Raw genomic sequence first — 25480 nt, 5'->3', positions numbered from 1 at the left:
GTCCGCTTCAAGATCGTGGATCAAAGGCATCGCGCAACGCTTCGCCGATAAACACCAGCAGCGAAAGGATCAGCGCCAGGGTGAAAAACGCCGTTAGCCCCAGCCATGGCGCCTGCAGGTTCTGCTTGCCCTGGCCGATCAGTTCGCCCAGGGAAGCGCTGCCCGCGGGCATGCCGAAGCCGAGGAAGTCCAGGGCGGTGAGGGTCGAGATGGCGCCGGTGAGGATGAACGGCAGGTAGCTCAGGGTGGCGTTCATGGCATTGGGCAGGATGTGCCGCAGGATCACCTTGCGGTCGCTCAGGCCCAGGGCCCGGGCGGCCTTGACGTATTCCAGGTTGCGCCCACGGAGGAACTCGGCGCGCACCACGTCCACCAGGGCCAGCCAGGAAAACAGCGCCATGATTCCCAGCAGCCACCAGAAGTTCGGCTCGACGAAGCCCGAGAGGATGATCAGCAGGTAGAGCACCGGCAGCCCGGACCAGACTTCCAGCAGGCGCTGGCCCAAGAGGTCGACCCAGCCGCCGTAATAGCCTTGCAGGGCGCCGGCGGCGATGCCGATCAGGGCGCTGATGGCGGTCAGCGCCAGGGCGAACAGGATCGATACCCGGGCGCCGTAGATCACCCGCGCGGCCACATCCCGGGCCTGGTCGTCGGTGCCCAGCCAGTTGACCTGGCTCGGTGGGCTGGGGGCCGGCTGGGTCAGGTCGTAGTTGGGCGTGTCTTCGCTGAAGGGGATCGGCGGGAACAGCAGCCAGCCACCGTCCTTGCGGATCAGCTGCTGCACGTAATCGCTGCGATAGTCGGCCTGGAACGGCAGTTGGCCGCCGAATTCCTGCTCGGTGTAGCGCTTGAACACCGGGAAGTACAGCGAGCCCTGGTAACTGGCCACCAGGGGTTTGTCGTTGGCGATCAGCTCGCCGCCCAGGGTCAGGATGAACAGGCCGATGAACAGCCACAGCGACCACCAGCCGCGGCGGTTTTTCTTGAAGCGGTCCAAGCGTCGACGGGCGACGGGAGAAAGCTTGAGCATCAGGCATTCCTCGCGGCGAAGTCGATACGCGGGTCGACCAGGGTGTAGCACAGGTCGCCGATGAGTTTTATCAGGAGGCCAAACAGGGTGAAGATGAACAGCGAACCGAACACCACCGGATAATCTCGCGACACCGCCGCCTCGTAGCTCATGCGCCCCAGGCCGTCGAGGGAGAAGATCACCTCGATCAGCAAGGAACCGGCGAAAAACACGCTGATAAAGGCCTGGGGAATCCCCGAGACCACCAGCAGCATGGCGTTGCGGAACACGTGGCCATAGAGCACGCGGCGCTCGCTCAGGCCCTTGGCCCGAGCGGTGACCACGTACTGGCGGGTGATCTCGTTGAGGAAGGAGTTCTTGGTGAGGATGGTCAGGGTGGCGAAGCCACCGATCACCAGGGAGCTGACCGGCAATACCAGGTGCCAGAAGTAGTCGGCGATCTTGCCCAGGGTACTCAGCTGTTCGAAGTTGTCCGAGACCAGGCCGCGCACCGGGAACCAGTTCAGCGAGGTGCCGCCGGCGAACAGCACGATCAGGAACATGGCGAACAGAAAGGCCGGCATGGCGTAGCCGATGATGATCGCGGTGCTGCTCCAGATGTCGAAATGGCTGCCGTGGTGCACGGCCTTGCGAATCCCCAGGGGGATCGACACCAGGTAGGTGATCAAGGTCGCCCAGAGACCGAGGGAAATGGTCACTGGCATTTTCTCCAGGATCAGGTCGGTGACCGTGGCGCCGCGGAAGAAGCTCTTGCCGAAGTCCAGTTGGGCGTAGTTCTTGAGCATCAGCCACAGGCGTTCATGGGCCGGCTTGTCGAAGCCGTACTGTTTTTCGATGTCCTGGATCAGCTTGGGATCGAGCCCGCGGCTGGCCCGGGAGCCGCTGCTGCTCATGGCATCGGCGGAGCCGCCGACGCTGCCGCCACCACCAATGCCTTGCAGGCGGGCGATGGCCTGTTCCACCGGGCCGCCGGGGGCCGCCTGGACGATGACGAAGTTGACCAGGAGGATGATCAGCAGGGTCGGAATGATCAGCAGCAGGCGCCGCAGAATGTAGGCCAGCATCAGTGGCGTCCTCCGGGTTTGCCACGGCGGATCAGCTCGGCGGCCATTTGTTCATTGGTCAGCGCGGTGCTGCTGACTTCCCACCAGCTTTCAATGGCTTCGTCGTTGCTTGCCGGCACCTTGGGCATGCCGAAGCGGTTCCACCACACCGTGGAGGTGCCGGGCGGGTAGTAGTTGGCGATCCAGTAGTAGTTCCACTGCAACACCCGGTCCAGGGCGTGGGCGTAGCGCAGCATCTCCGGCTGGCTGGTGGCCTTCACCAGGCCGTTGAGCAGGCGGTCCACTGCCGGGTTCTTGAGCACCATGTAGTTGTTGGAGCCCGGATCGTTGGCCGCCGCCGAACCGAAGTAGTTGTACAGCTCCATGCCCGGCGAAGTGGTCACCGGGTAGCCGGTGACGATCATGTCGTAGTCCCGGGCCATGAGGCGGTTGACGTACTGCGAGGAGTCGATGCGGCGGATGTTCAGGCTGATGCCGATCTGCGCCAGGTTGCGCTTGTAGGGCAGCAGTAGGCGCTCGATGGAACCTTGGGTGATGAGGAAGGTGAAACTCAGGGGCTCGCCTTCGGCGTTGACCAGTTTGTCGCCTTCGGCTTTCCAGCCGGCCTGTTCCAGCAGGGCCAGGGCTTGCAGTTGCTTGTCGCGGATCACGCCGCTGCCGTCGGTTTTTGGCGCTTGGAAAACCTGGGTGAAGACTTCGTCGGGGATCTGTCCGCGCAGGGGTTCGAGGATCTTCAGCTCCTCGGCGTCCGGCAGGCTGCGGGCGGCCAGGGGCGTGTTGGAGAAGAAGCTCTGCTGGCGGATGTAGAGGTTGCGCATCATCTGCCGGTTGCTCCATTCGAAGTCCCAGAGCAGGGCCAGGGCCTGGCGCACCCGGCGGTCCTGGAACACCGGCCGGTCGAGATTGAACACATAGCCCTGGGCCGGTTGCGGCGCCGACTGAGCCAGGTGGGCCTTTTGCAGGCGGCCGTCGTTCAGGGCCGGACTGTCGTAGCCGATGGAGTAGCCGGTGGCGGAGAACTCGCGGTTGTAGTCGTAGGCGCCGCCGCGCAGCACCTGGCGGGCGACATCGATGTCGCCGAAGTACTCGACGCTGAAATGATCGAAGTTGTACAAGCCGCGGCTCACTGGCAGGTCCTTGCCCCACCAGTCGGGGTTGCGGGCGAAGGTGATGCTGTTGCCCGAATCCACTTTGGCCACGCGATAGGGGCCACTGCCCAGGGGGGCTTCGTAACCGCCGCCGCCCGCGAAGTCGCGACTCTTCCACCAGTGTTCGGGGAACACCGGCAGGGTCGCGATATCCAGGGGCAGGGTGCGGTTTTCATTGCTCTTGAAGTCGAAGCGCACCACTCGTGGCGATTCCACGGTGACGCCTTTGACGTCCTCGAACTGGGTGCGGTAGCGCATGCTGCCCTGGGTCATCAGCAGGTCATAGCTGTAGCGCACGTCCTCGGCGGTGATCGCGGTGCCGTCGGCAAAGCGCGCCTTGGGGTTGAGGTAGAAACGCAGCCACAGGCCGTCTTCGGCACGCTCCATCTTTTCGGCCACCAGACCGTAGACGGTGTAGGGCTCATCCAGGGAGCGCAGGGCCAGGGGCGAATAGACCAGGCCGTCGAGCTGGGAAACGCCGATGCCTTTGTCTATATAAGGCAGCACGTGGTCGAAGCGCCCGATCTCGATGGCCGAGCGGCGCAGGGTCCCGCCTTTGGGGGCTTGGGGATTGACGTAGTCGAAGTGGCTGAAGCCCTGGGGGTACTTGGCTGGTTCGCCGTAGACGGTCATGGCGTGTTGCGGGGCCGCCTGGGCACCCGAGGTCGCCAGCAACAGGGCGGTGAAAAGCACGGTGGGGAAAAGCAGTCGCATTGTCAGCCTTACGAGCCGGGTGATCGATGACCACGATTTGTACGCTAGCGGCGCGTGACTGGCCAGCCGCTTTCACAAACACAACGGCCCACCAGGAGGCGGGCCGTTGAGCAGACGCAGTCGCGAGGGGATCAGTCCTGGCGGCTGGTGACTTCCAGCAGGTGGTAGCCGAACTGGGTTTTCACCGGACCTTGCACGACGTTCACGGGAGCGCTGAACACCACGGTGTCGAATTCCTTGACCATCTGGCCCGGGCCGAAGGAGCCCAGGTTGCCGCCGTCACGGCTGGACGGGCAGGTGGAGTTCTTTTTCGCGACTTCGGCGAAGTCGGCGCCGGCTTCGATCTCGGCTTTGAGTTCGTTGCACTTGGCTTCGCTGGCAACCAGGATGTGACGGGCAGTGGCTTTGGCCATGGATGTTGCTCCTTTCAAGAAAGTTGAGAGCCTACCGGATTCAGGTGGCTATTTCTTCTCAAAGTTCCTTCAAGGCGTTGCCGTCTGGCGCCTTCGCGGGCTGCCACGCTCCTGCGGGCGCGGTGGGTGTTACAGAAGCCGGCTTGCTGGCGAAGAAGTCGCTGCTCTTGGGGACGTCTTCGCTGGCAAGCCAGTGCCTGCAGCAGGGGCGGTCAGGCGGGGACGGCAGCGACCTTGTGTGCGTGCTGCAGTTGTTGCGCGGCATTGCGCAGCAATTGCTCGGTCGCGCTCCAGCCCAGGCAGCCGTCGGTCACGGAGACGCCGTAGCGCAGTTGGCCGCTCAGGGGCTGGCAGCCTTCGAACAGGTGGCTTTCCAGCATCACCCCTATCAGCGAGGTGTCGCCCTGCAGGCGTTGCTCCAGTACGTCGTTGAATACCGCCGGTTGGCGCAGTGGGTCCTTGCCGCTGTTGGCGTGGCTGCAGTCCACCATGATCCGCGCCGGTATCTTCAGCTTGTGCAGGTCGCGCTGGACCTGGGCCACGCTCTGGCGGTCGTAGTTCGGGCCGCTGTGGCCGCCGCGCAATACCAGATGAGTGTCGGGGTTGCCCGGAGTCTGGATGATCGCCGGATGGCCCTGGCTGTCGACGCCGAAATGGCGGTGGGGGTGGGCAGCCGAACGCATGGCATCACAGGCGATGGCGACGCCGCCGTCGGTGCCGTTCTTGAAGCCTACGGGCATCTCCAGGCCGCTGGCCATCTCGCGGTGGATCTGCGATTCGGTGGTGCGGGCGCCAATGGCGACCCAGCTCAACAGGTCGTCGAAGTAGCCGGCGGCCATGGGCTGCAGCAATTCGGTGGCAATCGGCAGGCCCAGGCGCAGCATTTCGCGCATCAGCTCCCGGGACAGGGTCAGGCCGCCGGCCATGTCGTCGCTGCCATCCAGGTCCGGGTCGTAGGCCAGGCCTTTCCAGCCCACGGTGGTGCGGGGCTTTTCGACGTAGGCACGCATCACCAGGAGCATCTGGTCGCTCACCTCTTCGGCCAGGCGGGCCAGGTTGGCGGCGTATTCCAGGGCTGATTGCGGGTCATGGATGGAGCAGGGACCGACGACTACCAGCAGGCGGTGGTCTTGTCCTTCGAGAATGGCGCGTATCGCCAGGCGGTGGTTGGCGACCTGCTGGCTCAGGGCCAGTGACAGGGGCAATTGCTGCTTGAGCTCCAGAGAGCTGGGCAGGCGCTGGGTCAGGGTTTCGTTGGCGCTGACTTGGGCGGACAGGGGCAGAGCGGATACGGACGAGTTCATGTTCGGTCTTCCTGGGCGGGCGGCGGGTGATGTCCCGCGCGCGGCCCTACTGGGGTGTTCGACAATTGGCCGTACTGGCCACAAGTGTGCAATTGCCACCGGTAGGTGACCGATCGGAGGCGGCAGGCTGTCCCGAGCGGAGGCTGCTAAATCGCCAGGTGGAGAACATGTCGTAGCGGTAATAGGTGGCGTAGTTCATGGGGCAAATCCTCGGTAAGTTCGGTGTGTTGCTGAAAGTCGTGGTTAAAAACGTCGAGCCTGAAAAAACAAAACCCCCGGTCGGGAGGCCGACCGGGGGTTGAGAATTCTCTGGTAGGCGACCCGTTAAAGTGGGCGCCGGTTGGGTATCAGGCGCGCCAGTGGCTAAACCAATACCCAAAATAAAAGCTCGCCGGAGCGCTGGTGCCGTCGACCCGAGCAGCCGCAACCGAACGCAGTGCGCTGGCGGTGTGACGATGCAGGGAAAGGGTCTGGGACAACATGAGTTTCTCCGTGAAGTGGGGCGAGCTTACTAGAGGCCGGGGCCGCGATTCAATCAGTAATTTCTATGGAAGCTGATGCAATGAGCCATGGATTAAGCCGTGAGAGGATTTATGCCACACTCGCCGCTGCCTCTCGTTGTCTCGCCAAGGAACGTTCATGACCGTGCTGACCCTCGCTGCCGCCCAATCGGTGTCCATTGCTGGAGACTTGTCGGCGAATCTGGCCCGACATCAGCATTTGATGGGGTTGGCAGCGCAGCAGGGTGTGCAGTTGCTGGTGTTTCCTGAGCTGTCCCTGACTGGTTATGAACCGCAGTTGGTCGCTGAACTGGCGCTGCCGCCCGACTCCCCGCGGCTGCAGCCACTGCGCAATCTGGCCCGCGAGTTGAAGCTGACGACGGTGGTGGGCATGCCGATTCGCTTGTCCGTCGATGGACCGGTGCTGATTGGCGCACTGGTGCTGGGGGCGGACGGCTCGCTGGCGGTTTATAGCAAGCAGCATCTGCACCCTGGAGAGGAGCGGGTTTTTGCTCCGGGTAGCGGTGGCGCGCCGTTGCAGTTGGGGAATGAGGTCCTGGCCTTGGCGGTATGCGCGGATTTCTGTCATGCCAGCCATGTGCAGGCTGCGGTGGACGCTGGCGCCGGCATCTACGCCGCCGGGGTGTTGATCAGTGAAGGCGGGTATGCCGTCGACAGTGCTCTGTTGCAAGGATATGCCCGGGACCACGGGATTCTGGTGCTGATGGCCAACCATGGCGGCCCCAGCGGCGGCTGGTCCTGTGCCGGGCGCAGCGCAATCTGGGGCGCCCAGGGACAATTGCTGGGTGCTGTGGAAGGTGTCGGCGAAGCGCTGCTGATCGCCCAGCGCGATGGGGGGCAATGGCGGGTCGAAGTGCGGGCGGTTGCGGGTTGATGAGCGCCTTTCAATTGCGTCCGGCAGCTGAGGCGGATTTGGCCTTCGCCCGGGATCTGACGCGTTCCACAATGCTGCGCTATTACATTCGCAACGATCTGTTGTGGCTTGATGAGGCGTTTGATGTGGCGTGGGGCGGTCGCGAGAATCTTTTGATTTGCTCGGGAACCGAGGTATTGGGGTTTGTCAGCCTTAGCAGGGACCTGCGCGCCGTCTACATCCGTGAGCTGCACGTACTGGAGGCGTGGAGGGGGCGGGGCGCCGGAGCCTGGACGCTGTTGCAGGTGATGGAAAAGGCCCGTTCGGAGCGGCGGGGCTTGTTGCGTCTGACTGTGTTCAAGGGCAACCCGGCACAGCGTCTATACGAGCGGGTGGGGTTGAAGGTGGTGGGTGAGGAGGAGTGCTTTTTGCGGATGGAATGCTCATCCGCCTCAGATCCTCTGGAAGGCTCCTGCGGCAATTGAGCGCAACCTTGTGGGTTCAATCCCATTTGCTGTTCTTGCAGCCCGCCAGAGGTGGGAAGGTATGCGCGGGATCGAGCCTCTGCCAGTGGGAAAAGTGTTGAACCGATTTACCTTGAAGTTCGCGCCTGGCTTGGCTTGTGCGGCAATGCGGATACCGGGCATAGTTCAAAACCGTTCAAATTGCTGGAGGGTACTGTTCAAGGACGATCAGAGGGCAATCTTTCGTCTGACCAGGACCCTGGCGAGTTGTCGTAGATCCAGAGTCTGCGCAAAAAGCCCCTGATCGCCGAGCCCTGAAGCCAGAGCGTTTTCTTGCTTCTGGTTGGCGGCGTCTCTTATCGCTTGCCGATGTTTTTTATATAGCGCTTGTGATTAGGTTTGTACGTCGCTTTTTGCTAAGGTATCCGGCAACCTATAAAGACCAAATCGCGAGGTGTCTGCTTGATTAGGGTGCTAGTAGTCGATGACCATGATCTCGTTCGTACGGGCATTACACGAATGTTGGCTGACATCGATGGCCTGCAAGTAGTCGGGCAGGCGGAGTCAGGGGAAGAATCCCTGCTCAAGGCTCGGGAGTTGAAGCCCGATGTGGTCCTGATGGACGTAAAGATGCCCGGGATCGGCGGCCTTGAGGCCACGCGCAAATTGCTGCGCAGTCATCCGGATATCAAAGTCGTGGCGGTGACTGTCTGCGAGGAAGATCCGTTTCCGACGCGGTTGCTGCAGGCCGGTGCGGCGGGCTACCTGACCAAGGGCGCGGGCCTCAATGAAATGGTTCAGGCCATTCGCCTGGTTTTTGCTGGTCAGCGCTACATCAGCCCGCAGATTGCTCAGCAACTGGTGTTCAAATCGTTCCAGCCTTCCAGTGATTCCCCGTTCGATGCCTTGTCGGAGCGGGAAATTCAGATTGCGCTGATGATTGTCGGTTGCCAGAAGGTGCAGATCATCTCCGACAAGTTGTGCCTGTCGCCGAAAACCGTGAACACCTACCGCTATCGTATTTTCGAGAAACTGTCGATCAGTAGTGATGTCGAGTTGACGCTACTGGCGGTTCGTCATGGCATGGTTGATGCCAGCCTCTGAAATGACTGACCTGTTTGATCCCAGTGCTTTTCTTTCTACCTGCAGTGGCCGTCCCGGCGTGTATCGCATGTTCGACAGCGATGCACGCCTGCTTTACGTGGGCAAAGCCAAGAATCTGAAAAACCGGCTGTCCAGCTATTTTCGCAAGACCGGCCAGGCACCGAAGACCGCAGCCCTGGTGGCGCGTATCGCGCAGATCGAAACCACCATTACCGCCAACGAGACCGAAGCGCTGCTGCTGGAGCAGACGCTGATCAAGGAGTGGCGGCCGCCCTACAACATTCTCTTGCGCGACGATAAGTCCTATCCCTATGTGTTTCTTTCGGATGGCGATTTTCCGCGTTTCAGCATCCATCGCGGGGCGAAGAAGCACAAGGGCAAGTATTTTGGGCCATACCCCAGTGCCGGTGCCATTCGTGAAAGCCTCAGCCTGTTGCAGAAGACCTTCATGGTTCGCCAGTGCGAGGACAGCTATTACAAAAACCGCACGCGGCCCTGCCTGCAGTACCAGATCAAACGCTGCAAGGCACCTTGCGTCGGTCTAGTGGAACCCGAGATCTATGCCGAAGACGTGCGCCACTCGGTCATGTTCCTGGAAGGGCGTAGCAATGCCTTGACCGATGAACTTTCCAGTGCAATGGAGGCGGCCGCCGGCACTCTGGATTTTGAAAAGGCCGCCGAGTTGCGGGACCAGATTTCCCTGCTGCGCCGAGTCCAGGACCAGCAAAGCATGGAAGGTGGCACCGGTGATGTGGATGTGGTCGCGGCCTTCGTCAACCCGGGTGGCGCCTGCGTGCACCTGATCAGCGTGCGTGGCGGTCGGGTGCTGGGTAGCAAGAACTTCTTTCCCCAGGTGGGCATCGAGGAAGACGTGGCGCAAGTCATGTCGGCCTTTCTGGGTCAGTATTTTGTCAGCAGTCCTGAGCGCGATCTGCCTGCGGAGTTGATCGTCAACGTGGTGCACGAAGACTTTCCGACGCTGGTCGCCGCCATTTACGAACTGCGGGGCCGCGAGCTGACCATCAGTCACCGGGTCCGTGGCACCCGTGCCCGCTGGCAGCAACTGGCGGTGACCAATGCCGAACAGGCTCTGAGTGCACGCTTGGCCAACCGCCAGCACGTAGCCGCGCGCTTTGAAGCCCTGGCTGAAGTTCTGAATCTGGACGAGCCGCCCCAGCGCCTGGAGTGCTACGACATCAGCCATTCCAGCGGCGAGGCCACAGTGGCTTCCTGTGTGGTTTTCGGTCCGGAAGGGCCGCTGAAATCCGATTACCGCCGTTACAACATTGAGGGTGTCACCGCCGGAGACGACTATGCGGCCATGCATCAGGCTCTTACCCGGCGCTTCAGCAAGCTCAAGGAAGGCGAAGGCAAGCTGCCGGATATCCTTCTGGTGGATGGCGGCAAGGGGCAGTTGTCCATGGCTCGCGACGTGCTCAATGAACTGGCGGTACCAGATCTGATCCTCCTCGGCGTAGCCAAGGGGGCGACCCGCAAGGCGGGTTTCGAGACCTTGTACCTGAATGACGCCGCCCACGAGTTCACCCTCAAAGGCGACTCACCGGCGTTACACCTGATTCAGCAAATCCGCGATGAGGCTCACCGCTTCGCGATCACCGGTCACCGTGCCCGACGTGGCAAGACCCGGCGTACCTCGACCCTGGAAGGGGTGGCGGGCGTTGGCCCGAAGCGTCGGCGGGACCTTCTTAAACATTTTGGTGGATTGCAAGAACTGTCTCGTGCCAGCATCGACGAGATAGCCAAAGCACCGGGAATCAGTAAAAAGCTCGCAGAGTTGATTTATGCAAACCTGCACAGCGAGTAGAATGCCCAATCACCTCGTAGCCAGTTGTGCCGATGAATATCCCTAATCTGATCACCGTTCTACGCGTCCTGCTCATCCCGATTTTCATATTGCTGTTCTATTTGCCCTATAGCTGGAGCTACATGGCGGCCAGTTCAGTCTTTGCCTTCGCGGCTGCCACTGACTGGTTAGATGGCTACCTAGCGCGACGCCTGCAGCAGAGCACGCCGTTTGGCGCGTTCCTCGACCCTGTAGCCGACAAGCTGATGGTGGCGGTGGCCCTGGTGCTGCTGGTGCAAGAGCACGGCAACCTGTGGCTGACCTTGCCGGCAGCCGTGATCATCGGTCGCGAGATTGTTGTTTCGGCACTGCGCGAATGGATGGCCGAACTTGGCGCCCGGGCCCAGGTGGCAGTGTCCAATATGGGCAAATGGAAAACAGCAGCGCAGATGCTGGCGCTGGTGATCCTCCTGGCCAACCCTTCGGACTTCAGCTTCTGGGTCTTGGTGGGCTATGCCTTGCTGCTGGTAGCGGCGGGGCTAACCTTGTGGTCGATGCTGCAGTATCTGCGGGCCGCCTGGCCGCATCTGAAAATCGACAACGAGAAAAAATAAGTATTTTTGAATCAAAGGCTTGACGCGCATTCGGATTTCTATAGAATGCGCAACACCAAGACGATGCGGGAATAGCTCAGTTGGTAGAGCACGACCTTGCCAAGGTCGGGGTCGCGAGTTCGAGTCTCGTTTCCCGCTCCAAATATAGCGTTGTAGAATTCAGTTGATTTCTACTGCGATCGAAAAAAGGACCTCCGGGTCCTTTTTTCGTTTCTGTGGTTTTCACTCAAATGCAGCACCATCCAGTGCGTTTAAGTCCAGAATTGAGTACGTTTCAAACGCTCAAATCTGGTCAAGTGCTTAATACGGTTTGTTGTCGGCGCATACCGATTTAGGTTATCCCCGCCCATCAACTCAATCGGACCTTGCGTGGGAAATCGCCCCACCGCGGGATCGTCTTACTGAAGGTTCTGTAGTTCAGTCCTCTTTCCCAAACGTGATCCCCCCTGAAAACACAGATTCTGCTCCATCCGATTCTGCGATAGCGTTCTCCTCATGCTTTGTAGTACGCGCGACACCTCGAGCCCTCCGACATCGGTCATTTCCTGCGGTGTGCCGATCTGGTTGGTATGGAAGTTGTAGGCCTGGCTGGGAAGGCCGAGGGCGTTTTCGATGCGCGGCTGATCAGATCGCCTCATGGCCAAGTCTCTCGCTGGCATAGCGGGTCATGCATTTACCGCAGTCGCCGATTTCGATGATCGTCGATCAGGCCGTGGATGCCTTCACCGTCCAGGCCGAACTGCAAGGACGCCGGTTGGTTGAGTAGGCTTTTCAGCTCGACATTAGGCTCTGTCCGAACGAAGGTCAGGCAAGGCGAAAATGGCCGAGGAACGGCCGGGGTCGCGTTCGACTTTACTGGGTGTAAATGAGCATTCCGATCGGACTCGCGCACGAGACCGTTTTCAACGCAGCATCACCGAGTATCAAGGGTTTTCGTACAAAGCCTAGGGTTGTCCGAAATCAGCTCGATACGGATCGCATACAGCTCGCAGATGGCTTCGCAACCCTTGAAGACCAGCCCCTTGAAGTCGTGGCGAACGGCAGGGATGGACAGCACAAAATGTGCAGTGTCGACTGACGCGAACATAGACTCATCCTTAAGCTTTAGAGAGGCCAGACCCGCACCTTGCCTGGCTCGGATGCAAGATGGCGCTCAACCTGGCAAAGCGTGCGCAAACGCTAATATGAGACCGGTCTGTAAAGTCAGTTGAAACTTCTGAGTCTAAAAGCTGCCCTCAATTAAGAACGGTGATGTTTAGGCCTAGGGCTCCGCCCAACATTCAAACGCCATGACCAAACAACACATCAGGACCATTTTGGGTAAGTAAAAACATGGCCCATGTCCGGTGCTACAACAACGCAAAGCCAGCACTCTCATAATGAATCGCCGAGCAGTTTCCATTTTTTTGGAAGCTGTTGTACCGCTATTTCAGGGAGTTACACCTTGAGCCGAGTGTTCCTCTTGTTGGGCGCGACCTTTAAAGGAGGTTGTGTTTTGGTTTCTAAGTAATTTTCTTATGTTATTGATAAATATGAACTAATTATATTTCTCTCTCGGTGCGCCGTTAGCTGAATAAGGTTGTCTCGCCCCGATTTTACTTTCTGATACAGCATGGTTAATGGAGGTATATATCTGTGGCAATGCATCGTGACGGCACTGCATCAGCGAAAAGGCCGGTAACAAAGGTCCTAGCGCGGAGTGCGCTTGTAGGAAAAATTGAAACGGTAAGGGAATTATTCTCGTAAGTTTAGGATTTTTCTTAAATTAATACTTATGGGTTAGGGGTTATATTTTTAAAGCTCTAGCCATTTGTTCTGCGGCAAAGCTTTAAACAGGTCATGGATGAACTACTCAAATAAACTGTCTGCTCATTATCTTGAGATCGCCAAAGTCTCTATTTCCAAAGAGAGTTTTGCGGGCGCGGATGTTCGCTTTTCGAGTGAATACGAAGCCCTTGAAAACGAGTTGGCCAAAGCCCAGTCCATGCATGAAAGCGGTCAGATCGACTGGCTGAAAGTTCTTGAAAACAGTGAAAACCTGCTACGTGTGCAGTCCAAGGATCTGCGGGTGGCCGCCTGGCTCACTTGGGCGCTGTATCAGCGCGAGTCCTTCGCAGGATTGCTTGCGGGTTCCGGCCTCTTGCAGTACCTGTGCGAACAGCATTGGGTCGAGGTCCACCCCAATAAACTGCGTACCCGTGGTGCCGCCATCAGTTGGCTGGTGCCTCGACTGGAGCAGGCGTTAAGCGAAAACATCGCGATCAAGGAACAGTTACCGCTGTTTCGTCGATTGGTGCTGAATCTGGAAAAGCTTGATGCGGTACTGACCCAGCATCTTGGCGATGACGCTCCTTTGTTGCTGCCCATCTGTCGGCGGCTGTCGAGCATGATCCAGCGTGCCGTCGAGCATCAGCCAGAGCCAGGCGCCGTCGGCACCGTGGTAGCACAGGTCAAGCAGGCAGCGACCCAGCTCTTCTCATCGGCCTCGTCGATCGATAACGAAAAGGATGCTCAGAGGGTCCTGCGTGCGCTGCAGGAGCATGCCCGACCTCTGTGCGCCTGGTGGCTCAAGCAGAAGGCTACCGACGTACGCTCCCTGCGCCTGAACCGCACCATGCTGTGGTTGCCCATCGATAGTGTCCCGGAGCGTAACGCTGAACAGGTCACGGGATTGCGAGGGCTGCCAGGGGACAAACTCAAGGCTTACCAGGAACGCTTTGCCGGTGGTCAGTTCGCTGATTTGTTGCTGGAGCTCGAAGCCAGCCTGTCCAGGGCACCCTTTTGGTTCGACGGGCAGCGCATGGTCTGGGAGTGCTTGCAAGCGTTGAACGCCGATCAGGCCATGCGTGAAGTCGAATTTCACTTTGCGCTCTTGCTGCAGCGTCTGCCGGGAGTGGTGGAGTTGCGCTTTCACGACGGCACTCCCTTCGCCGATCCGGCCACTCGAAGCTGGATCAGCGCCCATGTCATGCCTCACCTATCCGCCACCAGCGCACCGCGTCAGGTCGACGCCAGCTCCAGCCAGCCGATTTGGGAGGAGGCCCTGGAAGAGGTCTTGCCGATCCTGCGCAAGGATGGCCTCAAGGCGGCGGTGCAAGTACTCAAGCCAGGCCTGCAGAGTGCGCGTGGCGGTCGCGTGAGGTTCTTCTGGCATTTCAGCCTGGCGCGGCTGTGTTTCATCGCCAAGAAGTACGAGCTGGCCAAGACCCAGCTGGAAACCCTTGATCAAGAATTGCAGAACTCAGGCTTGCACGCCTGGGAGCCGGATCTTGCGTTGGAAGTGCTGCACCTCCTGCATAGCTGCTGTGAGTTGTTGCCGCAGAACCACGCAGTGCGAGAACGCAAGGAAGAGATTTATCGCAGGCTGTGCCATCTCGACCTCGAGGTGGTACTCGAATAGGCCCACGGGCCGACAATCGCAAGGAAAGGACCATGGCCAAAGAAGGCTCTGTAGCCCCTAAGGAACGCATCAACGTCACCTTCAAACCCGCGACCGGCGGAGCTCAGGAGGAGATTGAGCTACCGCTGAAACTGCTGGCGATCGGCGATTACACCCAGCGTCCGGATGAACGCAAGGTGGAAGATCGCAAGCCGATCAGTATCGACAAAATGACCTTCGACGAAGTCTTGGCCAAGCAGGATCTGAGTCTGACGCTCAGCGTGCCTAACCGTCTTCAGGAGGACAGTGACGCTGATGAGCTGGCGGTCAGTCTGCGGGTCAGCTCGATGAAGGACTTCAACCCGGCCAGCTTGGTAGAGCAGGTGCCCGAGTTGAAAAAGCTGATGGAGCTGCGCGATGCCTTGGTGGCACTCAAGGGGCCTCTGGGTAATGCCCCTGCGTTTCGCAAAGCCATCGAAGGCGTTCTCGCCGACGACGAATCCCGCGTTCGCGTGCTCGGTGAGCTGGGCCTGAACGCCGCCGCCCCAGACGCCTGACCCATCAGACAAGGAAGCCACAACACATGACTACCCGTGCCGCGCAACACCAAAGCAACGAGAGCAGCGAGTACAGCATTCTCGACGGCATCATCGCCGAAACCCGTCTGACTCCGAACGACGAAGCCTACGATATCGCCAAGCGCGGAGTGTCAGCCTTCATCGAGGAGCTGCTCAAGCCGCAGAACAGCGGCGAGCCGGTCAAGAAGGCCATGGTCGATCGCATGATCGCCGAGATCGATGCCAAGCTCAGCCAGCAGATGGATGAGATTCTCCACCACGAAGACTTTCAGTCGCTGGAGTCCGCCTGGCGGGGGCTGCAGTTACTGGTGGAACGCACCAATTTCCGTGAAAACATCAAGATAGAAATCCTCAACGTCTCCAAGCAGGACCTGCTGGACGACTTCGAAGATTCGCCGGAAGTGATGCAGGCCGGCCTTTACAAACACATCTACACCGCGGAGTACGGTCAGTTTGGTGGCCAGCCAGTCGGCGCGATCATCGCCAACTACTTCATGTCGCCCAGTTCTCCTGACGTGAAGTTGATGCAGTACGTCTCCAGCGTTGCCTGCATGTCACATGCGCCGTTCATTGCCGCCGCAGGCCCGAACTTCTTTGGCCTGGAAAGCTTCACCGGCCTGCCGGACCTGAAGGATCTGAAGGATCATTTCGAAGGCCCGCAATTTGCCAAGTGGCAGAGTTTCCGGCAATCGGAAGACTCTCGCTACATTGCCCTGACCTTGCCGCGGTTCCTGCTGCGCAATCCCTATGATCCGGAAGAAAACCCGGTCAAGTCCTTCGTCTACAAGGAAACCGTTGCCAACAACCACGAGCACTACCTGTGGGGCAATACCGCATATGCGTTCGGCACCAAGTTGACCGACAGCTTCGCCAAGTTCCGCTGGTGCCCGAACATCATCGGTCCGCAGAGCGGTGGCGCGGTGGAGGACTTGCCGCTGCACCATTTCGAAAGCATGGGTGAAATCGAAACCAAGATCCCGACTGAAGTGCTGGTTTCAGATCGTCGTGAGTATGAACTGGCCGAGGAGGGCTTCATCTCCCTGACCATGCGCAAGGGCAGTGACAACGCCGCGTTCTTCTCTGCCAACTCGGTACAGAAGCCGAAGTTCTTTGGCATCAGCGCTGAAGGCAAGACGGCGGAGCTGAATTACAAGCTTGGCACCCAACTGCCCTACATGATGATCGTCAACCGCCTGGCTCACTACCTGAAGGTGCTGCAGCGTGAACAGCTCGGCTCATGGAAGGAGCGTACCGATCTTGAGCTGGAGCTCAATAAATGGATCCGTCAGTACGTGGCTGACCAGGAAAACCCCAGTGCCGAAGTCCGTGGCCGTCGTCCGCTGCGCGCTGCGCAGATCATCGTCAGCGATGTGGAAGGCGAGCCGGGCTGGTATCGCGTGAGCCTGAACGTGCGCCCGCACTTCAAGTACATGGGGGCCGACTTCACGCTTTCTCTGGTTGGCAAACTGGATAAAGAGTAACCGGGAGCCAGGTCATGAGCGGATACGGCAGCCTGTTTGAACGCCTGAGCGCAGAGGCCGACCAGCGTGTCGGCTGGAGCCGCGAGGTCGGCGCGATGGCATCGGTGGCTGCCCATCTGGGCAAGATGCTCAGCACCCGTGCGGGGAGCGTGCAAACGCTTTCCGACTACGGGTTGCCCGATCTCAACGACATGCGCTTGAGCTTGCACGATGCCCTGAGCCAGGCCCGTTTGGCCATCGAGCACTTCATCGAAGCCTACGAGCCGCGGCTCAGTCAGGTGCGTGTCGTTTCTCTGCCGCGTGATCATGACCCGCTCAAGCTGGCGTTCAGCATTGAAGGCTTGCTTGAGGTGGAAGGGATCAAGCGTCAGGTCAGTTTTTCCGCCTGCCTGGATGGCAGCGGGCAAGTCAAGGTCAGTTAAGGAGACGACGATGACAGCAAACCACGCAGTCTGCGCCAGCCGGGTTGTTGGCTGCCCAGGCCACGACCTTTGTTGGCTATCCGGTACGCGTAGCGAACACGGCAAGGATCTTTGGAGAGTGGGGTAACGCGGCGCGGCTACTGGCAACGCGTTCCACCGCAGTGATCCATGACTCTTACTACCAGGCACTGAGCCCATGTCCTTTAACCACTACTACCAAAGTGAGCTTACCGCGCTGCGCCAGCTGGGCCGTCGTTTCGCCGAGCGCAGTCCGGCCTTGGCACCTTTTCTGGGGGAGGCCGGACGAGACCCGGATGTGGAGCGCCTGCTCGAAGGGTTTGCGTTTCTGACGGGACGTCTGCGCCAGAAGCTCGACGACGAACTGCCCGAGCTGAGCCACTCGCTGATGCACCTGCTGTGGCCGAACTACATGCGGCCATTGCCAGCGTTCAGCATCTTGCAGTTCGACCCCCTGCAGCAGTCCGGACCCGCCCAGCGCATACCGCGAGATACGCCGGTAGAGAGCAAGCCCATCGATGATGTCTGCTGCCGATTTCGCACCTGCTATCCGACCGATGTGCTGCCTCTGGATCTGAAGGCATTGAGTTACTCGGTCAAGGGTGACGGTGCACTGTTGAGCCTGCGTCTGGAAATGAGTTGCGACGGTCATATTGGTGAACTGAACCTGGAGCGTCTGCGCCTGCACCTGGCCGGTGAGCGCTACATCAGTCAGATGCTTTACCTCAGCCTGCTGCGCAACCTTGAAGGCATCGAGCTGGTGCCGTTGGGGGTGGACGGCGAGCCGCTGGCCGGAGTCAACGGCGTTGGGATGTCCTTCAAGATACCGGGCAATCGTGTACAGCCTGTGGGCTTTGCTGAAGAAGAGGCCTTGATCCCGTACCCGCTGAATACCTTCCGCGGGTATCGCTATTTGCAGGAGTATTTTGCGCTCCAGGATAAGTTCCTGTTTGTCGATCTCAGTGGTCTGGATCTGCTGCAGAGGTTGGCCCAAGACATCCTTCAGCGCATGCACGGCCTGGAGTTGCGCTTCGATATTCGCAACAGTGGGGTGCAACGTCTGCGTCCGACACTGGACAACGTGAAGCTCTACTGCACGCCTATCGTCAACCTGTTCAAGCACGATGCCTTGCCGATTCGTCTCGACGGCAAGCAGGACGAGTACCTGCTGCTGCCGGCCAAGTACGAACTGGAACATTGCGGCGTGTTTTCCATTGAAAGCGTCACCGGCTGGAAGCCGGGCGGCCTGGGTTATCAGGCGTATGTACCCTTCGAGTCGTTCGAGCATGATCCGAGTTTCGACGTGCCCCACAGCCGTCCGCACTACAGCATTCGCCAGCGCTCATCGTTGCTGCACGACGGCCTCGATACCTACCTGAGCTTCGGCATCCGTCACACCGATGCTCAGGAAACCCTGTCGATCGAGCTGATGTGCACCAACCAGAACCTGCCGCGTCGGCTCAAGCTCGGCGACATCAACCAGTTGTGCGAGGAAACCCCGGAGTTTCTCAGCTTCCGCAATATCACACCGGTCACGTCGAGCTACGCGCCGCCGCTGAACCGCGATTTTCTGTGGAAGCTCATCAGCAACATGTCGCTCAACTATCTGTCGCTGGCCAACGTCGATGCGTTGAAGGTGATCCTCGAAACCTACGATTTGCCACGCTACTACGACCAGCATCTGGAGAAGGTCAGCAAGCGTTTACTGGGCGGGCTCAAGTCGATACGTCACGAGCACGTCGACCGCCTGCACCGAGGCTTGCCGCTGCGTGGATTGCGCACCGAGCTGAGTATCGATCCCCAAGGCTATATCGGTGAAGGCGACCTGTTCGTTTTCGCGTCGGTTCTTAACGAGTTTTTTGCTCTTTACGCCAGTCTCAATTCCTACCATGAGCTGCGGGTAAAAAGTACACAGGGAGAGGTGTACAAATGGGCTCCACGCATGGGGCTGCAGCCCCTGCTTTAAGCAGACTGAGCACGGTAATACGAGAGTATTCGCTGTTTCAGGCCGTACTGTTGGTCGTCGATCGCTTGCGTGATGCCCATCCGTACCTGAGTGAAGAGGAACTCTACGATCAGCTGGAGTTCCAGGCCAATCCGAGCCTGGGTTTCCCTGGCAGCGATGTTGATCGCGTGGAGTTTTTTGAAGAGCGCGGCCAGATGCGTGCACGTTTGCGTTTCAACCTGATCGGGTTGTTTGGCGCGGGCTCGCCCTTGCCGGCCTTCTATGGCGAGCAGGCCCTGGGCGATGGCGAGGAGGGCAACCCGACACGCAACTTCCTCGATCTGTTCCATCACCGCCTGCAACGCCTGATGCTGCCGATCTGGAGTAAATACCGCTACCGCGCCAGCTTCAAGAGTGGTGCCCTGGACCCGTTTTCAGCTCAGTTATTTGCCTTGATCGGCCTGGGTGGCGAAGAGATCCGCAAGGCCAAGGAACTGAACTGGAAACGCTTGCTGCCATACCTGGGATTGCTCAGCTTGCGCGCCCATTCGGCGGCGCTGATCGAGGCGGTGCTGCGCTACTACTTCAAGCACGCAGACCTGGTGATCGAGCAGTGCATCGAGCGCCGGGTAGAGATTCTCGACGAGCAGCGCAATTGCCTGGGGCAGGCCAACAGCCTGCTCGCTGAGGACCTGGTACTGGGTGAGCGGGTGCGCGACCGCAGCGGCAAGTTCCGCATTCATATCAGCCAGCTCGACTGGCAACGCTTCCACGAGTTCCTGCCGATCGGATTCGGTTACCAGCCCTTGTGCGCGCTGGTGCGGTTCACCCTGCGCGATCCGCTGGACTACGACATTCGCCTGGTGCTGCGCCAGGAGGAAATCCGCGAACTGTGCATCGGTGAACAGAACACTTGTCGTCTGGGGTGGACCAGTTGGCTCGGTCATGAAAAGGCCGACGGCGTGGTGACCTTGGGCAGCAAAATTCATTAAGGACAGATGACCCATGATCAACCTAGACCTGCAACAACTTATCCAGGCACTGGACGCTGAAACCCGCCGCGACCTGGAGCGTTCCGCTGAGCGCTGCGTCGCCCGTGGCGGCAACAAGGTGCTGGTCGAAGACCTGCTGCTGGGTTTGCTGGAGCGTCCCCAGGGTCTGCTTGCCCGGGCGTTGCAGGACGCGCAAGTCGAGGCCGGCGAGTTGATTGAGGCACTGCAATCGCAAGTCGGCGATAGCGGCTCGCGCAGCCCGGTGTTCGCTCCGGAATTGGTGCAGTGGCTGCAGGACGCATTGCTGGTGGCCAATCTTGAACTGGGTCAAAGCCAGGTCGAGCAGGCGGCCTTGATTCTGGCCTTGCTGCGCAACCCGATGCGTTATGCCGGCAGTCGCTACCAGCCGTTGCTGGCGAAGCTGGACATCGAACGCCTGAAGGATTTTGCCCTGTCACAACAGCAACGAACCTCCGGCGGCGGGCCGGCGGCAGCGGGGGAGTCGCTGTTGCAGCGTTTCACTCATAACCTCACCCAACAGGCGCGAGACGGCCAGCTCGACCCGGTGCTGTGCCGCGACGATGCGATCCGGCAGATGGTCGACATCCTCGCCCGTCGCCGCAAGAACAACCCGATTGTGGTCGGTGAGGCCGGTGTCGGGAAAACCGCGGTCGTCGAAGGCCTGGCCTCGCGCATCGCCGCCGGAGAAGTACCGCCCGTGCTCAAGGACATTGAGCTGCTCTCGCTGGACATGGGGCTGCTGCAAGCGGGCGCCAGCGTCAAAGGTGAATTCGAGCGGCGCCTCAAAGGGGTGATTGACGAGGTCAAAGCCTCGCCCAAACCGATCATCCTGTTCATCGATGAGGCTCATACCCTGATCGGCGCGGGCGGCAATGCCGGAGGCTCCGATGCGGCCAACCTGCTCAAGCCGGCCCTGGCCCGCGGTGAGCTGCGTACCATTGCGGCCACCACCTGGAGCGAATACAAAAAATACTTCGAGAAAGATCCGGCCCTGGCCCGGCGTTTCCAACCCGTGCAATTGCACGAACCCACCGTTGCCGAGGCAGTGACCATTCTGCGAGGCCTGGCCCAGGTCTATGAGAAGAGCCACGGTATCTACCTGCGTGATGACGCAGTGGTGGCCGCCGCCGAGCTCTCGGCCCGCTACCTCGCCGGGCGCCAATTGCCGGACAAGGCCGTCGATGTCCTCGACACCGCCTGTGCCCGGGTTCGCATCAGCCTTGCAGCGGCGCCTGAGCGTCTGGAGCGTCTGCGTGGCGAGTGTGCTGAGGGACGGCGTCAGTGCCAGGCTCTGCGGCGCGATGCCGAAGCCGGACTGAAGATCGACCAGGAGGTCCTGGACAGCCTGGAAGCGCGGCTGGCCGATGCCGCGGAGCAACAGCAGGCCCTGGAAACACTCTGGCATGAGCAACGTACATTAGCCGAGCGCCTGCTGCAGTTACGTGTGCAATTGGCCAGGGCCCGCGACGCCAGCACCCTGCGCTCGACACAGGACAGCGAAGGCTCGCCGGATGCCGGCCGGGAGACTGATGTACAAGCCGGGCCTGGCGTGGTGGAGCTGGAGTTGGCACTCAACGACACCCATCGCGCCCTGAGTGATGCACAAACCCGGGAGCGGCTGGTCAGTTTCGAGGTGTGCCCACGCCTGGTGGCTGAAGTCATTAGCGCCTGGACCGGCGTACCACTGGCGCAACTGGCCCGTGAGCACAACGCCAAGGTGGCGAGTTTCGCCACTGACCTGAGTGCCCGTATTCGCGGTCAGGACCAGGCGGTACAGGTTCTGGATCGTTCGATGCGTGCCGTGGCCGCAGGCCTGAATAAACCAGACGCACCAGTCGGCGTATTTCTCCTGGTGGGCCCCAGCGGTGTGGGCAAGACCGAAACCGCCCTGGCCCTGGCAGACCTGTTGCATGGCGGTGAGCGTTTCATCACCACCATCAACATGTCCGAGTTCCAGGAGAAACACACCGTTTCGCGTTTGATCGGCGCTCCGCCGGGTTATGTCGGCTATGGCGAAGGCGGCATGCTCACCGAAGCGGTGCGGCAAAAGCCCTACTCCGTGGTGCTGCTCGATGAAGTCGAGAAAGCCGACCCGGATGTGCTCAACCTGTTCTATCAGATCTTCGACAAGGGCGTAGCCAACGATGGCGAAGGGCGTGAGATCGATTTTCGCAACACGCTGATACTGATGACCTCGAACCTGGGCAGCGAGCGGATCAGCGCGCTGTGCGAGAACGGCGAGCGCCCGAGTGTCGACACCCTGGAGCAGACGATCCGTCCGGTATTGAGCAAGCATTTCAAACCGGCGCTGCTGGCACGTATGCGCGTGGTGCCTTACTACCCGGTGAGTGGTCCGGTGCTGCGTGAACTGATCGAAATCAAGCTGGCGCGACTGGGTGAGCGGCTGAACGCTCGGCAGCTGGAGTTCAGCCACTGCCAGGCGTTGGTCGATCACTTGGCCGAACGCTGCACTCAGAGCGAAAGCGGTGCACGCCTGATCGACTACTTGCTCGACCTGCACGTCCTGCCATTGGTGGCCGACCGCCTGCTGGCGGCCATGGCCACCGGCGAGAACCTCAAACGTGTGTACGCAACGCTCGATAGCAGCGGTGGCGTGGCCTGCGAGTTCGCCTGAGGTGGGCATCATGTTCACTCGGGTGCCGCAGCCGCTGGCTTATGCAGAGGCACTGCTGGCGCAATTCTCCGCTTTGTCCCGGGCGGCGCAAGGCGCTGTGCTGCTTGAAGACTTTGTGCGAGGCGCAGCACAGCTCAGTGGCTGTGAACTGAGTCAGCTGTATCTGCTCGATGCCACCCATAGCTGCCTGCAACTGCGCGCCGAATGCCTCGGCGGCCTTTTACAACCGCGGGAAGTGATCAACCTGCCGAGCGATTACAGCGGTGAGCAACTGCTGCAGTTTGCCCTGTGCCAGAACCGGGTGGTGAGCCTGGTGGGTCTGAACCACAGCCTCCACGACACCAGCTTCCTGCCCGTGCACAGCGCTGCGTGGCAGTCACTGTTATGCGTACCGCTGGTCAACGCGCGCAAGGCTGTCGAAGGCTTGCTGTTGTGTGCCAGCCCGCAACAGCAAGACCTGCAAGCCTTTGCCCAGTCGTTGGGCCAACTGGGGGCGTTTGTCCTTGGACAATGGGCGTTGCTCCAGCGTTTGCGTCTGCCCGCGGGCGAGCCTGCGCCGCTTCTGCCCCCCGAGGTCATCACCAGTGGTTATGGCCTGATCGGCACCAGTCCGGCGATGCGCCAGGCCTATCAGTTGATCAGCAAGGTACTGCACAGCCCTTACACCGTGTTGCTGCGTGGCGAAACCGGTACCGGCAAGGAAGTGGTGGCGCGTGCCATTCATGATTACGGCCCGCGTCGTTCCCAGGCATTTGTGGTGCAGAACTGCGCGGCGTTTCCGGAAAACCTGCTGGAAAGCGAGTTGTTCGGTTATCGCAAGGGGGCGTTCACGGGCGCTGACCGCGATCGCCCCGGACTGTTTGATGCGGCCAATGGCGGCACTTTGTTGCTGGACGAAATCGGCGACATGCCGCTGTCCCTGCAAGCCAAACTGCTTCGGGTCCTGCAGGACGGCGAGATCCGCCCGTTGGGCTCCAACGACACGCACACCATCGACGTGCGGATCATCGCCGCCACCCACCGCGATCTGGCGGCGCTGGTGGGTGAGGGCAAGTTCCGTGAGGACCTGTATTACCGCCTGGCTCAGTTCCCGATCGAGTTGCCGGCTTTGCGACAGCGTGAAGGCGACATTCTCGACCTGGCCCGGCATTTCGCCGACAAGGCCTGTGCCTTCCTGCAAAAGGACCCGGTGAGCTGGTCGCCGACGGCCCTCAATCATCTGTCCGGTTACGCCTTTCCAGGCAACGTGCGCGAGCTCAAGGGGCTGGTGGAGCGTGCAGTGCTGCTCTGTGAAGGCGGTGAACTGATGGCCGAGCATTTCTCCCTGAACGTTGAAGTCATGCCCGAAGAGCCGGGGCTGAACCTGCGCGAGCAGTTGGAAAAAGTCGAACGCCACCTGTTGCTCGATTGCCTGCGCAAGAACGACGGCAATCAGACCCTGGCGGCACGGGAGCTGGGATTGCCCCGTCGCACGCTGCTGTACCGCCTGGGGCGCCTGAACATCAATCTTGACGACTTTGTGGTCTAGCGAGGCATGCAGCCTTGGCTGGTTTTTTGTACTTCTGGGCGCGCCTGCAAGGGAGGGCGTTTTGTGCACTGTCTACCTATGGAGACCTTCTGATGTCTGTTCGTCACTGGCAAGCCGTCCTCTTGACCCTGGTTGTTGTGGTCGGCCTCGGCGCCTGCAGCGGCAATTACAAATTCAACGATGACACCTATCGCCCGCTGGGTGATCCGCAGGCGGTCAATCGCGGCAAGTGAGCGCAAGGAGCAGCATCATGGAACTGGTTTTTGAAGTGCTCAATGCCAAGCAATTCGTGCCGGCGGACTTGAGCAGCAAAACTTTCAGGCGGGCGGGTGGCACCATCGGCCGGGCAGGGGATTGCGAGTGGCAGATTCCGGATAGCAACCGCCATCTGTCCAACCATCATGCGCTGGTCAGCTATCGCGATGGCCAGTTTTTCCTCACCGATACCAGCAGCAACGGTATTCAGGACCGTGGCAGTGGCGCGCGTCTGCGCAAGGGCCAAGCCCAGCGTATCGAGCAGGGCAGTGTCTACCTGCTGGGGGATTTCGAGATCCGTGCACGCCTGGTGCAAGCCCCGGAGGCCTTCGCCGTTGAAGCCGGTCGTCCACAACGGGCCGGCAGCATCATTCCGGATAACGCATTCATAGACCTCGACCCGCTCAACGCATTGGACCAGCAGGAACACAGTGGGGCAGAGCTTGACGAGCTGAGCGCGCTTGATGTGCCACACCAGGAGCCTGAGCAGCGAGCTGACTATGCCCGCATCGATAGGGAATGCCTGTTGGTCCCGGAACTGGTGGCCCCCCCCGAGCCGCAGGCGCTACCCGAGCCCAAGGCACCGGCCTGCCAAAGTGAGGCTTTCTGGGCGCGTTTTGGCGCGGTCCTGGGGGTGGATCTGCAGGCGCTCGATAACGATCAGCGCGAGGCCTTGGCAGTCAATGTCGCGGGGCTGTTCAAGCAGAGCATGGGGGGCTTGCAGCAGAGCTTGCGAACCCGTAGCGAGCTGAAAAACGAGCTGCGCCTGGCCCTCACCACGGCCCAGGGCAACAGTCAGAACCCGCTCAAGTTCGCCGTGGATTGCGAAGCGCTACTGGGCATCCTGCTGCTGGACCACAAGCCAGGGCAATTGTCTGCCGAGCAGGCGATCTCCCGCGCTTTTCGCGACCTGCAGGCGCACCAGGTGGCGCTGCTCAGCGCCAGCCGCGCCGCAGTGCGTAGCACCCTCGAACACTTTTCGCCGCAACAGCTGACGCTACGTTTCGAGCGCGATGGCCAGCAACCGTTGCTGGCGACTTCCGGTAGCCGCTGGCGAGCGTACCGCCGCTATCACCAGGCGCTGTGCCAGGACGACGACTGGAACGAGCGCCTGCTGGCGCGGGATTTTGCTCAGGCCTATGAAGAGCAGATCCGCCTGATCTCCACCCTCCACCTCGATGATCAAGGATGAC

21 protein-coding genes and 1 tRNA gene are annotated in these 25480 nt (G+C 60.3%); 16 read left to right on the top strand and 6 right to left on the bottom strand.

Annotated features, from left to right (window positions below; genetic code table 11):
- Positions 1-7 precede the first annotated feature (7 nt).
- The 5 genes from WIN67_RS18635 to WIN67_RS18615 all read right to left on the bottom strand — a co-directional run bounded on the left by WIN67_RS18635 (position 8) and on the right by WIN67_RS18615 (position 5673).
- Positions 8-1030, bottom strand: coding sequence for an ABC transporter permease (locus WIN67_RS18635; protein ID WP_339069826.1), 1023 nt, complete (start codon positions 1028-1030; stop codon positions 8-10).
- Positions 1030-2094 (bottom strand): microcin C ABC transporter permease YejB, encoded by a 1065-nt coding sequence (locus WIN67_RS18630; protein WP_102864941.1) that lies wholly within the window; start codon positions 2092-2094, stop codon positions 1030-1032. Before WIN67_RS18630 ends, WIN67_RS18635 begins: the two co-directional genes overlap by 1 nt.
- Positions 2094-3956, bottom strand: coding sequence for an extracellular solute-binding protein (locus WIN67_RS18625; protein ID WP_339069825.1), 1863 nt, complete (start codon positions 3954-3956; stop codon positions 2094-2096). The genes WIN67_RS18630 and WIN67_RS18625 overlap by 1 nt, the downstream gene beginning before the upstream one ends.
- A gap of 131 nt (positions 3957-4087) precedes the next feature.
- Complete coding sequence (locus WIN67_RS18620; protein WP_007924449.1) at positions 4088-4369, bottom strand: peptidylprolyl isomerase; 282 nt, start codon at positions 4367-4369, stop codon at positions 4088-4090.
- Positions 4370-4581: 212 nt separating this feature from the next.
- On the bottom strand, positions 4582-5673 hold the full coding sequence (locus WIN67_RS18615; protein WP_306409141.1) for a 3-deoxy-7-phosphoheptulonate synthase: 1092 nt from the start codon (positions 5671-5673) through the stop codon (positions 4582-4584).
- A gap of 639 nt (positions 5674-6312) precedes the next feature.
- Here WIN67_RS18615 and WIN67_RS18610 point away from each other — a divergent pair.
- The 6 genes from WIN67_RS18610 (at position 6313) to WIN67_RS18585 (ending at position 11174) form a co-directional block, all read left to right on the top strand.
- Positions 6313-7068 carry a carbon-nitrogen hydrolase family protein gene (locus tag WIN67_RS18610; protein ID WP_339069824.1) on the top strand — a complete coding sequence of 252 codons (756 nt, stop codon included), beginning with the start codon at positions 6313-6315 and terminating at the stop codon, positions 7066-7068.
- On the top strand, positions 7068-7532 hold the full coding sequence (locus WIN67_RS18605; RefSeq protein ID WP_268562705.1) for a GNAT family N-acetyltransferase: 465 nt from the start codon (positions 7068-7070) through the stop codon (positions 7530-7532). The genes WIN67_RS18610 and WIN67_RS18605 overlap by 1 nt, the downstream gene beginning before the upstream one ends.
- Positions 7533-7973: 441 nt before the next feature.
- Complete coding sequence (gene uvrY / locus WIN67_RS18600) at positions 7974-8615, top strand: response regulator transcription factor GacA (RefSeq protein WP_011061841.1); 642 nt, start codon at positions 7974-7976, stop codon at positions 8613-8615.
- A gap of 1 nt (position 8616) precedes the next feature.
- On the top strand, positions 8617-10440 hold the full coding sequence (gene uvrC / locus WIN67_RS18595; protein ID WP_102864946.1) for an excinuclease ABC subunit UvrC: 1824 nt from the start codon (positions 8617-8619) through the stop codon (positions 10438-10440).
- 32 nt (positions 10441-10472) lie between these two features.
- Positions 10473-11033: a CDP-diacylglycerol--glycerol-3-phosphate 3-phosphatidyltransferase gene (pgsA, locus tag WIN67_RS18590; RefSeq protein WP_060839891.1), complete on the top strand. Its 561-nt coding sequence runs from the start codon at positions 10473-10475 to the stop codon at positions 11031-11033.
- Positions 11034-11098: 65 nt separating this feature from the next.
- Positions 11099-11174: transfer RNA gene (locus WIN67_RS18585), tRNA-Gly, on the top strand.
- Positions 11175-11946: 772 nt separating this feature from the next.
- Here the strand turns inward: WIN67_RS18585 and WIN67_RS18580 are convergent.
- A complete protein-coding gene (locus WIN67_RS18580; protein WP_181430899.1) occupies positions 11947-12120 on the bottom strand; it encodes a hypothetical protein in 174 nt (57 codons plus the stop codon).
- A 756-nt stretch (positions 12121-12876) separates the two neighbouring features.
- On the opposite strand from WIN67_RS18580, the gene tssA reads away from it, so the two are divergent.
- The 10 genes from tssA (at position 12877) to tagH (ending at position 25479) form a co-directional block, all read left to right on the top strand.
- On the top strand, positions 12877-14433 hold the full coding sequence (gene tssA, locus WIN67_RS18575) for a type VI secretion system protein TssA (protein ID WP_306409144.1): 1557 nt from the start codon (positions 12877-12879) through the stop codon (positions 14431-14433).
- A gap of 32 nt (positions 14434-14465) precedes the next feature.
- On the top strand, positions 14466-14969 hold the full coding sequence (gene tssB, locus WIN67_RS18570) for a type VI secretion system contractile sheath small subunit (protein ID WP_102864948.1): 504 nt from the start codon (positions 14466-14468) through the stop codon (positions 14967-14969).
- Between the two features lie 26 nt (positions 14970-14995).
- Positions 14996-16471: a type VI secretion system contractile sheath large subunit gene (tssC, locus tag WIN67_RS18565; RefSeq protein WP_102864949.1), complete on the top strand. Its 1476-nt coding sequence runs from the start codon at positions 14996-14998 to the stop codon at positions 16469-16471.
- Between the two features lie 14 nt (positions 16472-16485).
- Positions 16486-16893, top strand: a complete 408-nt coding sequence (tssE, locus tag WIN67_RS18560) for a type VI secretion system baseplate subunit TssE (protein ID WP_102881492.1) — start codon at positions 16486-16488, stop codon at positions 16891-16893.
- Positions 16894-17089: 196 nt separating this feature from the next.
- On the top strand, positions 17090-18877 hold the full coding sequence (gene tssF, locus WIN67_RS18555) for a type VI secretion system baseplate subunit TssF (RefSeq protein WP_102881491.1): 1788 nt from the start codon (positions 17090-17092) through the stop codon (positions 18875-18877).
- Complete coding sequence (gene tssG / locus WIN67_RS18550) at positions 18841-19848, top strand: type VI secretion system baseplate subunit TssG (RefSeq protein ID WP_102881490.1); 1008 nt, start codon at positions 18841-18843, stop codon at positions 19846-19848. The genes tssF and tssG overlap by 37 nt, the downstream gene beginning before the upstream one ends.
- A 13-nt stretch (positions 19849-19861) precedes the next feature.
- Positions 19862-22504 carry a type VI secretion system ATPase TssH gene (gene tssH / locus WIN67_RS18545; RefSeq protein WP_339069823.1) on the top strand — a complete coding sequence of 881 codons (2643 nt, stop codon included), beginning with the start codon at positions 19862-19864 and terminating at the stop codon, positions 22502-22504.
- Positions 22505-22514: 10 nt separating this feature from the next.
- Positions 22515-24032 carry a sigma-54 interaction domain-containing protein gene (locus tag WIN67_RS18540; protein ID WP_339069822.1) on the top strand — a complete coding sequence of 506 codons (1518 nt, stop codon included), beginning with the start codon at positions 22515-22517 and terminating at the stop codon, positions 24030-24032.
- 92 nt (positions 24033-24124) lie between these two features.
- Positions 24125-24265: a type VI secretion protein gene (locus WIN67_RS18535; RefSeq protein WP_102864953.1), complete on the top strand. Its 141-nt coding sequence runs from the start codon at positions 24125-24127 to the stop codon at positions 24263-24265.
- Positions 24266-24282: 17 nt separating this feature from the next.
- The gene (gene tagH / locus WIN67_RS18530) at positions 24283-25479 is read left to right on the top strand and encodes a type VI secretion system-associated FHA domain protein TagH (RefSeq protein WP_339069821.1); all 1197 of its coding nucleotides are present in this window, start codon (positions 24283-24285) and stop codon (positions 25477-25479) included.
- Position 25480: the final 1 nt, after the last annotated feature.

The sequence above is a fragment of the Pseudomonas idahonensis genome, from assembly GCF_037903935.1.
Lineage (GTDB): Bacteria > Pseudomonadota > Gammaproteobacteria > Pseudomonadales > Pseudomonadaceae > Aquipseudomonas > Aquipseudomonas danubii.
This window is presented reverse-complemented; position numbering and strand designations above follow the sequence as displayed.